At 60.1% G+C, this 13,121-nt stretch carries 6 protein-coding genes; 2 read left to right on the top strand and 4 right to left on the bottom strand.

The genetic code is table 11. The features are described from left to right. Nucleotides 1-359 precede the first annotated feature (359 nt). The 4 genes from M3089_RS07850 to M3089_RS07865 all read right to left on the bottom strand — a co-directional run bounded on the left by M3089_RS07850 (nucleotide 360) and on the right by M3089_RS07865 (nucleotide 8,462). Nucleotides 360-1,811, bottom strand: coding sequence for an MFS transporter (locus tag M3089_RS07850; protein WP_249083158.1), 1,452 nt, complete (start codon nucleotides 1,809-1,811; stop codon nucleotides 360-362). Between the two features lie 152 nt (nucleotides 1,812-1,963). After that, nucleotides 1,964-4,435 carry a bifunctional UDP-N-acetylmuramoyl-tripeptide:D-alanyl-D-alanine ligase/alanine racemase gene (locus M3089_RS07855; RefSeq protein ID WP_205109032.1) on the bottom strand — a complete coding sequence of 824 codons (2,472 nt, stop codon included), beginning with the start codon at nucleotides 4,433-4,435 and terminating at the stop codon, nucleotides 1,964-1,966. A gap of 207 nt (nucleotides 4,436-4,642) precedes the next feature. Next, nucleotides 4,643-5,443: a GSCFA domain-containing protein gene (locus M3089_RS07860; protein WP_205109031.1), complete on the bottom strand. Its 801-nt coding sequence runs from the start codon at nucleotides 5,441-5,443 to the stop codon at nucleotides 4,643-4,645. A 292-nt stretch (nucleotides 5,444-5,735) separates the two neighbouring features. Next, nucleotides 5,736-8,462 carry a bifunctional fucokinase/fucose-1-phosphate guanylyltransferase gene (locus tag M3089_RS07865; RefSeq protein ID WP_249083160.1) on the bottom strand — a complete coding sequence of 909 codons (2,727 nt, stop codon included), beginning with the start codon at nucleotides 8,460-8,462 and terminating at the stop codon, nucleotides 5,736-5,738. A 954-nt stretch (nucleotides 8,463-9,416) separates the two neighbouring features. Here M3089_RS07865 and M3089_RS07870 point away from each other — a divergent pair. Both M3089_RS07870 and fucP read left to right on the top strand, forming a co-directional pair. Then, nucleotides 9,417-11,330 (top strand): DUF2264 domain-containing protein, encoded by a 1,914-nt coding sequence (locus M3089_RS07870; protein ID WP_249083162.1) that lies wholly within the window; start codon nucleotides 9,417-9,419, stop codon nucleotides 11,328-11,330. A gap of 58 nt (nucleotides 11,331-11,388) precedes the next feature. Next, a complete protein-coding gene (fucP, locus tag M3089_RS07875) occupies nucleotides 11,389-12,777 on the top strand; it encodes an L-fucose:H+ symporter permease (protein WP_249083165.1) in 1,389 nt (462 codons plus the stop codon). Nucleotides 12,778-13,121 lie beyond the last annotated feature (344 nt).

The raw sequence follows: 13,121 nt of genomic DNA on the forward strand, positions 1-13,121 counted from the left end.
CTTGGCGCAAGGCGGCAAACACCATAGCCGGAAACGCTACAGGCGGAATGGTATCAACAACGATACCATTCCGCCTGCCGTTTTACCCCGCACAGCATGGCAACACACCATGGCACGACGCCCCATCGACGTGACTTAGGGCGACAAAAGCCATTGAGGCAGCAACCAGACGCGCCATAGGCATACGGCCTGTGGCATGGCGCCGAAACGGGCAACGCAGCGGACAAGCTTCCCGCAGCAACCCAACCCCAACATGCGTCGGGCCAGTCGCCGGCTCTGGAAAAAACATTTGGGCCGCCTGCTTGTCGCAGGCGGCCCAACCAATAAGCTATAGTCAAATTGAAATTGTGTCTATGTCATCAATCAACAATGATTGGCTTGTACTTCGGCACGAGGGCCTTCATGATGACCCAAGCCAGCAGGTAAGCCACGGCACAGATGCAGAAGATGATCATGTAGCCACCTTCCTTGCCCTCAAAGCCCATGAACGAGAAGGCCGAACCCATGTCGCCGGAATACTTGAACAGCTCTCCGGCACCCAGGTTGATAAGCAACGAGCCTATGCCTCCGGCCATGGCGCCGATGCCGGTGATGGTTGCAATGGTCGACTTCGGGAACATGTCGCCGATTGTCGAGAACAAGTTGGCCGACCAAGCCTGGTGACCTGCTCCTGCAAGACCGATGATAATGGCCGGGAACCACGCCGAGTTGGCACCCAACGGCTGGGCAAACAGCGCGAAGAGGGGGAAGAAAGCGAATATCAGCATGGCACGCATGCGGCCGGCATACGGGCCCATACCCTTCTTCTCGACAAAGAGCTTGGGCAGGTAACCGCCGTATATCGAAAGCACGGTAACGATGAGATAGAGCACGAAAATGAGCGCCATGCCCATCGTCGACGACGATTCGTAGCCGAACTGGTCAGAGAAATAGGCCGGTGCCCAGAACAGATAGAACCACCATACACCGTCGGTGAAGAACTTACCCACAACAAACGACCATGTCTGCTTGTACTTGAAGCACTGCATGAAAGGTATGGTCTTCTCGGGCTTTGCCTCTTCGGCAGGCTTTGTCTCTTCTTCCTCGTCCTGGTTGACGTATATAAGCTCGGCCTTGTTCACATGCTTTGAGTTCTCAGGCTTTTCATAGAGGTGGGCCCAGAAGAACATCCAGATAAAGCCGATGGCACCGATTATGATGAAAGCCATCTCCCATCCGAAGTGCTTGGCGAGTATTGGTATGGTAAGAGGAGCTGCCAATGCACCCACCGATGCGCCTGAATTGAATATTGAAGTGGCAAAAGCACGGTCTTTCTTCGGGAAATACTCGGCTGTCACCTTGATGGCGGCAGGGAAGTTTCCGGCCTCGCCGAGAGCCAGGATAGCGCGGCACACGAGGAACAGCCATACGCTGAGCGTGGCTATTGCCACCGCAACGGCACTGCCGGCCTCGACAGCCCGCAAGGCCTCAACAGAGTCGAGACCCTCGACTTCCATCGTAACCCAACCGCAACCGGCATGCAAGCATGCACCCAGCGACCAGATAAAGATAGCCCAAAGATAACCTTTCTTTATGCCCATCCAGTCGACAAACTTGCCAGCAAACAAGCAAGCGACAGCATAAAACACGGAGAAGAAACCGGTAATCATGCCATAGTGTGCATCATTCCAGTGGAACTCAGGTGCTATGAAGTCTTTCCACGTAAGCGAAAGAACCTGCCTGTCGAGGTAGTTTACCGTCGTTGCGCAGAAAAGCAAAGCACAAATGACCCAACGGAAGTTGGTCATCTTCGTTGTTTGAATAGGATTCATTAGTTATTAATTAGTTTTTAATTATTTCCAATAGGTATTGTCAAGTAAGTTTTCGGCAAAGATACTGAATTTTAATCAAAAAGGAAATGCAGTCTCGTTAAATTAGTTTAACGAGACTGCATATAGGTGTTTTTACGAGCAATTGACTAATGTCAATCTTGGAAATACACTTTCTTGACCCGGCTGCTGACGCTTGTGAGCACTTCGTATGGTATTGTCTGCAGCGCATCCGACAGCACAGTGACCGGCAGATGGTCGCCGAATATCTCTACGGAGTCGCCTTCGTGGCAGTCGATGCCCGTCACGTCAATCATCGCAACGTCCATGCATATGTTCCCGACATACGGTGCTTTCTGTCCGTTTACGAGGCAATGGCAGTGCCCGCAGCCCAAGTGTCGGTTCAGTCCGTCGGCATATCCTATGGGGATGGCGGCAATCACGCTGTCGCGCGTTAGCCTTCCCTTTCGGCTGTAGCCCACGGTTTCCTCTTTCGGAACGTTGCGCAGCTGCAGTATTGTGGTCTTCAGCGTGCTCACGTTGCTCAGGATTCTGTTGTCGCGGCTGTCTATCCCGTAGAGCCCCAGGCCCAGCCTGCACATGTCGAGCTGGCGCTCCGGGAAGTGCTCAATGCCCGCCGAGTTGTCCATGTGGCGCAGTATCTTGTGGTCGAACGCCGCCTGTAGCTTGCGGCTTCCCTCGTCGAAGAGTGCAAACTGCTGTGCCGAGAAGCTGTCGAACTCGTCGCTGTCGGAGCCAACGAAGTGGGAAAAGACCGACCGCGGGATGATTGCGTTCTGATGCTTCAGACGGTTTATCACCTCGTCTATGTCTTTCCTTGGGTCGAATCCCAGTCTGTGCATGCCCGTGTCGAGCTTGATGTGAACCGGGTAGTTGGTTATTCCCTCCTTCTCGGCGGCCCTGATGAGCGCGTCCATCAGCCGGAAGCTGTACACCTCGGGCTCCAGGTCATAGTCAAACATGGTCTTGAACGCCGTCATCTCGGGGTTCATTATCATGATGCTCGTGGTTATTCCGTTCTTGCGGAGCGTCACCCCCTCGTCTGCCACGGCCACCGCCAGGTAGTCGGCGCGATGGTCTTGCAGCGTCTTGGCCACCTCGACAGCCCCTGCCCCGTAGGCGTCGGCCTTCACCATGCACACAATCTTCGTCTCCGGACGCATGAAAGATCGGTAGAAGTTGAGGTTTGCCACCAGGGCGTTAAGGTTGACCTCGAGTATGGTCTCGTGCACCTTCTGCTCCAACAGCTCCGTTATGCGGTCGAAACCGAATGCCCTCGACCCCTTAATCAGTATCACCTCGTCGCGCAGCGAGCGGAATACCGGGCTGCCCACGAAGCCATCGACGTCGGCAAAGAAATGCTTGTCGGCCACTGTTATGGCCCCGGCCTGCGCCGAGATGTCGGCCCCTATGCCGATGAAACGCTCCACGCCACGCTTTGCCGCCAGCTCGCCCACCTTGGCATACAGCTCTTCGGGCCGCTCGCCGCTTTGGTAGATGTCGCTCAGTATGAGCGTGCGCTTGCGCCCGTTGTGGTCGGGCCGTCGGTTCATGAAGTCGAGCGCGATGTCGAGCGAGTTGAAGTCAGAATTGTAAGAGTCGTTGATGAGCGTGCAGCCGTGCCTTCCCTCCTTCACCTCGAGGCGCATGGCCACAGGCTCAAGGGCCGCCATTCGCTGCCCGAGCTCGTCGGCCGTCAGCCCGAGATGCAGCGCCACGCATGCACATGCAAACGAACAGCCGAGCGAAGCGTCGTCGATGAACGGCAGCCGGTAGCAGCCTTCTGCCCCTTTATACATATAATGTATGGTCGAAGTGGTGCCTTCGGTGTCGACACGGCTCACATAGAAGGCCGCGTTGGGGCTCTGGCGGCTCCACCCAATCTTCTCGCCGGCATAGCCCGACTTGCGCAGGCAGCGGCTCACGGTCTCGTCGTCAGAGTCGTACACCACCACACGGGCGTCGTGAAACAGTGCAATCTTCTCTTCACACTTCTCCTCCATAGACCGGAAGTTCTCCTGGTGTGCGGCTCCGAGTGACGTCAGCACGCCGATGGTGGGCTGTATTATGTCGCGCAGTGCCTGCATCTCGCCGGGCCGGCTTATGCCCGCCTCAAACAGTGCCACCTGCGTCTGCTCGTTCAACAGCCACACCGACAGCGGCACGCCTATCTGCGAATTGTAGCTCTTGGGCGACCGCGTGACCACCATCGAGGGCGACAGCAGCTGATAAAGCCACTCTTTCACCATCGTCTTGCCGTTCGACCCGGTTATCCCAACCACCGGTATGCCGAACTCATCGCGGTGGCGTTCGGCCAGGCGCTGCAGCGCTTCGAGCGTATCGACCACCTTGAGGAAGTTTGCACCGGGATAGTTTTCCAATCCGTCGGGCACCCGGCTCACCACAAAGTTGCGCACCCCGCGGCGGTAAAGTTCGCAGATGTACTTATGACCGTCGTTGCGTTCGGAGCGCAGGGCGAAGAAAAGCGTCTCCTCGGGGAAACAGAGAGAGCGGCTGTCTGTGAGCAGCCACCCGATATTGGCATCGGCCTCACCGATGCGCCGCGCTCCTATGAGCGTGGTGACTTTTTCGATTGAATATCTCATCGTTATATCGTTTGTGCGCCGTGGCGCATCATTCACAATGCAAAATTAGTGCAATTCGGCCGAAAGGCAAAGGAATGGACTTGTTTTTTTCGTGCCCGGAGCATCTTCGGCCAACCGATGCCGGCGCCACCGGCTGGGCTTTCGGACGCCCACCACGCCGCCCCGGCGCCACCACCGGCCCCGAGGCAGGCGACGGCCATGGCGCCATCATACCTCCAGACAGGGGTAGCGCTCCTTCAGCGCCGCCATCCTCTCGTGCGTTTTCTGCAAGAACGCCTTGTACTCATCGCTGTCTGGATTGAACGGACGGTGGCCCAAGGCCTCCTTTATTGGCCGCCACTCTTCGAGGAAACGCTTGGCCTCCTCGCTGAAATATGCCTCAGATAGGCGTTCCCAGATATAGTCGACGGCCTGCTGCGATGGGTGCAGCATGTCGGGCGCATAGAAACGGTAGTCGCGCAGCTCGTCGAGCACAATCTCGTAGGCAGGGAAATAAGTGCAGCGCTGGTACATCCGCGCCATCCAATCGGCCGCCATGAGCAGCACGGCCTTTGACAGCTGGCTGCCGTGGTAGCCGTATTTTGCGTAGCGTATGGGGCTGACGGTAATCACCACCTGCACCTCAGGGTCTCTCTTGGCAAGCGTATCGACGGCCTGCCGCAGGTATCCAATGCACTCATCCACCGTGAGCTCGCGCTCGGTGAAGAGCCTTTGTGGGCGCTTGCGGCAGTTGTCCACAATCTCGCCCGTCTCGTTGAGTATGTACACGTGGTTTGTTCCGAGCGTGAAGAAAGCCACGCGCGGGGCGCAGTCGGTGCGCTCCACGGTGTGGAGTATGCTCGCCGGGTTGTACATCACGCCGAAGGGATTTACCGTTGCGCGGAACTTCTCCTCGGCAAAGCGCCGCCCTATGCTGTCGGCGAAGCACGAGCCCACGCACAGTATCTTCTCCTGCGGCCCGATGGCAAAGTCGGGCCGGGGCACATCCACTATTGTCCTGAAATCCATATCTTGCTATTTTCTTATGCGTGTCTGTTGGCGGCAAGTCCCGGCACAGGCCCTGCAGGGGCGGGACCGGGACTGCCGCAATAAACATTTCTTACCATTGTGCATGCCGACGCTGCCCATTCCGCAAGCAGCTGTGGCACAGGGCGTTGGCAAACAGGCCGCCGTTGCGCTGCCAAACGGCCCCGACTGTGCTGCCAAACGGCCCGTATGGCTTGGCCGAACGGCCCATTTCAGGCCGTCGAACGGCTGCGGCGGCCTCACGGCACAGGCTTTGTAAACATATCCTACCGCCTCAGCTGCGGCTCACCTGCAGCCCTGCCTTGCTCAGCGTCATGTCCACGAAGCGGGCGTTGGCGTTCATGCGGTTGGCGTTTATCACCTGCTTCACGCGGGCGGCAGCCTCGGGGTCTTTGGCCATCATGTACAGATAGCCCCCTCCGCCGGCACCGGGCAGCTTGTAGCCCAGGCACAGGTCGTCGACAAGGCCGGTAAGCCGGGCCACCTCCGGCGGGTTGGTGCCGCTGTCGAGGGCCTGGTTCTGCCGCCACGTCTCGCGCATGAGCAGGCCCACCTGCCTGTAGTCGCGGCGCTGCAGGGCCTCGTACATGTCGATGGTGTGGGCCTTCATCTCGCGCAACAGGGCCAGTTGCCGGTTGTTGTTGAGGAACATTCGGCGCACAATCTCCGACAGGATGCTCTTTGCCGTGCGCGTGATGCCCGTATAGTAAAGCAGGTGGCAGCCGGCACAGTCGGGCTGGGTGTATACGTCGTCGGGCAACCAACGCACCAGCGGGCTCTGGTCGAAGCCGCGGCCCGTCTGCAACAGCTTCACCCCTCCGTGCACCCCACCATACTGGTCTTGCCATCCGCCGCCCGTGGTGAGCAGTTGCTCGAGCACGAGCGTGCGCCGGCCAATCTCGTTTTTGTCCCATGCCAGCGAGCAGAAGTCGCTCACCGCCCCGAGCACCGTGGCCGCGAGGATGCTGCTCGTGCCCAGTCCGCTGCCGGCGGGAATGGCCGACAGCAGTGTCAGCTCCATGCCGCAGCCGAACGCCTCGAGCTGGTCGCGCAGCGAGGCGTGGCGCTCAAGGCTGAAGCCGGGCTGGAAGCCGGCCAGCACCAGCGCCGCCTTTGGTATGGAGAACGGGCTGCCCACGTGGATGAAGTCGGCCAGCTGTTCGTATGTCTCCACCACCTCGACAGCCCCGAGGTCTATGCTCCGCAGCACTATGTGCGGCTCGCGGCACGGGCGTATGTATGCCTGCAGCGGCGGCTGGCCGTTGAGTTCGATGGCCAGGTTGATGACGTTGCCCCCCTCCATGAGGCAGAATGGCGGCGTGTCTGTCCATCCTCCGGCGATGTCGATGCGCACGGGGCTGCGCGCCCACACTATCTGGTCGGCGTAGACCGACAGCCGCGGCTCCTGCCTGTCGGCCAGCACGGTCTCCGTGAGCCCCTCGCGCAGCAGGCCGAAGGCGCGCCGACAGTCAGCCGAACCGTCGCGGCCGGTGAGCCTCAGCACCTCCGAGCGGAACATGGCGTCGTGAATCCGCGTCATGAGCGGTGCCTCAACGGGCAGCGGCGCGGGCAGTTCCATGCCGCAACGGGCAAACTCGCGCGCCGCGTCGTCGAGGTCGGTCTGGTAGAAAACGCTGTGTTCGTAGTTGCGGGCCAGTGCCGCCCAGTTGTCCCTGCGGTAGCGACGGCGCTGCTCTACGAGCCTGGGCAGGTTGGCCTCGTTGGATATTTCCTCGGCACTCATGAGCCTGCAGCCCTCTGGGGCGGGCCCTCCGGCGAGCATGGATGCCAGCACGCGGCCCATCTCGGCCACGTCGGCAACCACCGGGAACTGCCTTCGCTGCTGCTCCTCGCCCGCAAACTTGTCGCCGATGCGGTAGGGGCGCACGGCAAACGAGCCCTCGCCCACAGGCACAACGTCGATGCACTGGCCCGCGCCGAGGGCTATGTGCCAGTCGTTGCGGGGCACCCCGGTGATGATGTTGTCGTGGCTTATCGTCCAGCCGGGGCCCACATGGCTGTTCTCTATCCACAGGTTGGTGTTCTCGGCCGTGATGGTTATCTCGGTGATGGCGTTCTGTACGAATATCGACGGGTGCGGCTTGCGCCCGTGGTGCATTATCTCCCGCTGGTCGTTGACAATGTTCTGTATGGCCTGCATCGACGAAATCATCTCGCCGCTCGTGCCGAAGTGGTAGAACTCACCGCCGGGCAGCGGCACCACGGCCACGCTTAGCGAGCGCAGCTCGGGGTCGTCGATCACGGGGTCGGTGCCGAGCGAGCACCCGAACTCGCCGTAGAGGTCATATTCCACGGTGTCGGCTCCGCGCTTCGACCTGCTCCGCAACAGTCGCACAGCCCTGTCGCTGAGCATCCACACGCCTATGTCGGTGAGGTAGAAGCCCGTCTGCAACAGTTCGTTGAGCTTGGGCACCGATGGCTTCTGGAGCATCCGGCGGAGCACCGACGGCGTGCGCCTGTCGCTTACGAACACTCCGTGGTCTTTGGCTATCGACGCGTCGAGCCACAACCCGTAGCAAACCACGTCGGCATCGGGCACCGGCGGCAACTGTGCGGCAGCGCGTATGTAGACGTCGCCGCTCACCACCATGGTGTGTATGTTGCCCGGCGCCATCCGCATGAGCCGCTCGTAAAGCGGCAGCTGCAGGTCGAGCAGCGTCTGCGACAGGCGTTGCCCGCGCTCCCAACGGAACACGGGGATGGGCGTGAGTATCTTACCCGACGGGGCGTATGACGGCAGGCGGCGGCTCTGTCCGCCGGCATGCAGCAGTATGCGGCGGTCGGAGGCAAGCCATTCGTCGAATCCCCGGCCCGCCCCCCAGGCCTCATGGCAACGCTCCAGCAGCCATGTGGTGCCGCCGCCGCTGCCCAGCTTGCGGCCCACGGGGTCGCTGGTACAGAAATACTCCTGCGGGTCTGCGCCCGTTATCTCATGGAAACAGCCCACCAGGTTGGGGGGCAATGAAAGCAGTTTTTTCATAATTGCATATCATGTTTTAGCAGTCGGCAACATGCATGCCGCCCCGCCGTGACTCTGCGCACCCTTAGCCCCGCCAACGGTGGCGCCCGGCGGAGGCCCGGCAGCGACTGCTGTGGCAGCCCGCCAGGCGGTGGCCGTGGGCCCGCAAGCACACCGACATGAGGCGGCCATGGTATGCCGCGGTCAGTAACTTGCTTGCAAACTTACACAAAAATCGCGAGACTACGGGCCTGCAGGCCCATGTTTTTTCTGCCATGCACGTATGCCGGGCAAGCGCCGGGGCTTGAAAGGACATGGCGGCGGGCAGAAGGGGCTACTGTGTTTTGTAAATAAAACATGCAGAAAAAAGCCTCGTCAACACTCGACCAAACAGAAACGGAAAACCCGTAAGGGCTTCGAAATTCAACAGAACGGGCCGTGTCGGATTGGCAAACGGCACAGATGGCAACGCCGAACGGCACATATAGCGATGCAAAACGGCCCTCATTGGAAGCTCGGCAACACAGCATAGCCCTGCCTAAGCAAGCCCTCGAGGGCCTAAAACGTGCCGTTTGGCCGGGGCATGGCGTTGCCCCGGGGGCCCACGACAGCCATTTTCATTGCACAGGCAAGCCATCAGCACGCATAAACAAATGCAGGACAATGGGTTGCAATTGCACACGCCACAACGGCGCAAAAGCGTTGCCACCGGCCGACGGCTGCGCAGACAGCATTCTCACGAGACTGTTTGTAAACGAAATTCAGCAGCGCCACACACGCCACAACGCCCCGCCACATTGGTCTAAATGTGGCCACCACTCTATGCTTTGGCAAATTATCCTACAGAAAGGGCCGCATATTGCACCAAAAATTAGTATTTTTGCAGTTGTAACGCCACAGGCATGCCGTTGCCGACAGAAGCCGCCAACGGGATGACAAGGCGCACACCTGCATGACAACCAATGACTCAAGACAATGAATAAAGCATTTTTCCTCACCTTGTCGCTGGCCATAGCCACCACGCTGTCGGCCATGGGAGCCGGCAATGTGTTTAAAGTAGACAACCCCGACAGCAAGCTCAGCCCTTACACGGGCATGACGCGCCGACACTGGATAGAAGCCGACAAATACTTGCTCGAAGGCGCTTTCGGCCACATACGCTCGCTTGACGACCCGATGTACTTCGACCGGCTGGGCAACGTGTGCTATCCGAAAGACAACAGCCGCGTGCGCGGGGCAACGCTCGAAGGCATGTGCCGCACCCTGTTCCTGGCTTCGCCGCTGCTGCGCGAAGACTCTACGCTGACCATCAACGGCATACGGCTGGCCGACTACTACCGCCGGCAACTGTCACTGCTCGTCGACCCGGACAGCAAGCAGTATGTTGCGCACCGCGGCAACCGCGGCCCGTGCCAGGACTTGGTGGAGTTCGGCGCGCTGGGCATATCGCTCTTCATCTGTGGCGACGTGCTCTGGGAACCGCTGCCCAAGGCCACCCGCGACTCGCTATACTCTATGATAGAGAGCTATGCCGACGGCCCTACCATACCGCAAAACTGGCGTTTCTTCAACGTTTTCCCCATGTCGTTCTTCAAGTCGAAGGGTTACGAGGTCAACGACTCGCTGCTCGTGAAGTACGTACGCCTGCTACAAGGCGACTACCGCGGCGACGGCTGGTATCTCGACCACCCCAACTACGACTTCTACTCGATGTGGGCATACCAGCTCTACGGCGAGCTCTGGGCCCGGTTCTTCGGCCGCGAGCACTACCCGGAGCTGGCGGCGCAGTTTGAAAAGAACTTCGCCGAGATGTACCGCAGCTATCCGCGCATGTTCGGGCGCGACGGACACATGCCCATGTGGGGCCGGAGCAACATGTACCGCTTTGCCGCCGCGGCGCCGTTGGCATGGGGCGAGGGCATAAACTACGGCTGGATGCGACGCATAGCCTCCGGATGCCTGCTGCAGTTCCTGCAGAACCCCGACTTCATCTATGCCGACGGAGTGCCCACACCGGGCTTCTACGGCCTCTTCGACCCCGTGCTCCAAGGCTACAGCTGCCGCGGAAGCGTCTACTGGTGCGCCAAGGCGTTCCTCCCGCTGATGCTCCCCGAGAGCCACCCTTATTGGAGCGACACCGAGAACGAGGGCTTCTGGGCCGGCATGAAGGCCGGCGAGGTGGACAACCTGTGGCTGCCCGGGCCGAAGATGCTGATAACCAACTACGCCAACAGCGGCGCAGCAGAGACGAGGGCCTTCTGCGACTACGACACCGAACGGCGCGGAGCTGAGAAGTTCCGCGGCTCGGAGCAATACAACAGGCTGGCCTACAACACGCTATTCCCGTGGATGGCCGACGGCAAGAACGGCGAGGTGGCCATGGCATACGTGGTGAAGAACGCCAAGGGGCAGTGGGAGCCTATGCGCCGATACACCACCACGGGATATGCCGACGGCACGCTTCACCGCACGGTGTGGCTGCAGAGCGACAAGCGTTTCACCATGAGCCTGGCCGACAAGACGCTGCCCGACGGCATGATGCGCTCCGACTCGGTGACCGGCTGCGCCACGCCCACGACACTGAGGCTGGGCCACTACGCCCTGCCCGAGCGCGACACGCCGATAAAGGAGGCCACGATAAGCCTGAAAAACGGGCTGAAAGCCTACACCATTTACAACGGACGCCACTCGCTGGCGCTTGTTCCGGTAAAGGGATGGGGCAAGGTGGAATACGTCAGGACCGAGGGGCTGCACCCCGAAACGCGCTTCGCCGAGACGATAAACGCCACAGCCGACGTCAACGGGCCCACCGAACTGAAGACGCTCATGCTCTTCAAGGAAGGGCAGTTTGACCGGAAAAGCATCGAAAAAGCCATAAAGCAATTATGACAGACAGCCGGCATGGGCAAGCGCCCGTGCCGGCTACATCGTTTAAGAATCTATTTATATGCAAACTGACAGACACTACTCAAACAAAGACGACAACGGCGCGAAAAGACCGGCCGACGGACTTTTCACCAAAAACGGCGCCAGTTTCCTGCTGCCTTTCGCGGCAATCACAGCCTGCTTCGCCCTGTGGGGCTTTGCCAACGACGTGACAAGCCCCATGGTCAAGGCCTTCTCAAAGATATTCAGGATGAGCGTCACCGAGGGCGCAATGGTGCAGGTGGCCTTCTACCTGGGCTATTTCGTGATGGCGTTCCCCGCCGCCATGTTCATAAGGCGGTATTCGTTCAAGGCCGGAGTGCTCGTGGGGCTGTCGCTGTATGCCGCCGGGGCACTGCTGTTCTTCCCGGCCAAGGCCATGGGGGTGTACGCCCCGTTCCTGCTGGCCTACTTCGTGATGACGTGCGGCCTGTCGTTTCTCGAAACCAGCTGCAACCCCTACATCTACTGCATGGGCAGCGAGGAGACGGCAACGCGGCGCCTCAACATGGCGCAGGCGTTCAACCCGATAGGCGCACTGGCCGGAATGTATGTGGCCATGGCCTTTGTCCAGGCGCGGATGAACCCCATGCCCACGGCTGAACGGCTGACGCTGCCCGACGAGGAGTTCAACATGCTGAAGGAGCAAGACCTCGACGTGCTCATACAGCCCTACCTCTTCATTGGCATCGTGGTCATAGCGCTGCTCATACTGATACGCCTGACCAAGATGCCCAAGGACGGCGACGCGCCCACAGACAAGAGCCTGCGCACCTCGCTGGCCGAGCTGGCGCGCGTGCGCAACTACCGCGAGGGCGTGGTGGCGCAGTTTTTCTACATCGGGGCACAGGTGATGTGCTGGACATTCATCATACAATACGGCACCCACGTGCTCATGGGCGAGGGCATGGAGGAGCATGCGGCCGAGATACTGTCGCAGAAGTTCAACATAGCGGCCTTGGTGCTGTTCACGTGCAGCCGCTTTGTATGCACATGGTTCCTCAGGTACGTCAGTCCCGGGCGCCTGCTGACGGTGCTCGCCGTGGTGGCCGTGGTGGCCGTCTGCGGCGTCATCCTGTTCACCGACCGGCGCGGACTCTACTGCCTCGTGGCCGTCAGCGGGTGCATGTCGCTCATGTTCCCCACCATCTACGGCATAGCCCTGCGCGGCCTGGGCGACAATGTGAAGATTGGCGGGGCCGGCCTGATAATGTCGATACTGGGCGGTTCGGTGTTCCCGCCGCTGCAGGCGGCACTCATCGACGCGGGCTTCACCGTGGCCGGACTGCCTGCCACCAACACGTCGTTTGCCGTGCCGCTGGTGTGCTTCGTGGTCGTGGCCGTCTACGGGCAACGGGCTTACCTGCGCGAAAAGAAGCGCAAGCAGCGGGCTACAGCACACACCGAGTAGCATTTTTTTACCTTCGGCCCTACCCTCTGCGCCCCACTGCCAACCATCTGGGCGCCAGCCACTTGGGCAGCAGGGCCGAATAGCCTCGCAAAAAGGGCCGTTCCACACTTCGGAACGGCCCTTTTTGCACCCTGAAACGGCCCATGCCGCAACACCATACGGCATCTACGGCATGGCGGCATACCTAATGTCGGGAAATCGGACAGCAACCGCCCGGCGCCCGTTAGCAAGCCCGCTGACGGACGGCAGACCCTGCCCATACGGCATAAACGACGCCCGCACGCAACAAAGAGGCCGGATGGGCGCCGCCGGCCATGCGCCCTTGCGCAACAGCCCGGCAACAA

Source organism: Marseilla massiliensis, assembly GCF_023336985.1.
Classification (GTDB): domain Bacteria; phylum Bacteroidota; class Bacteroidia; order Bacteroidales; family Bacteroidaceae; genus Prevotella; species Prevotella intestinigallinarum.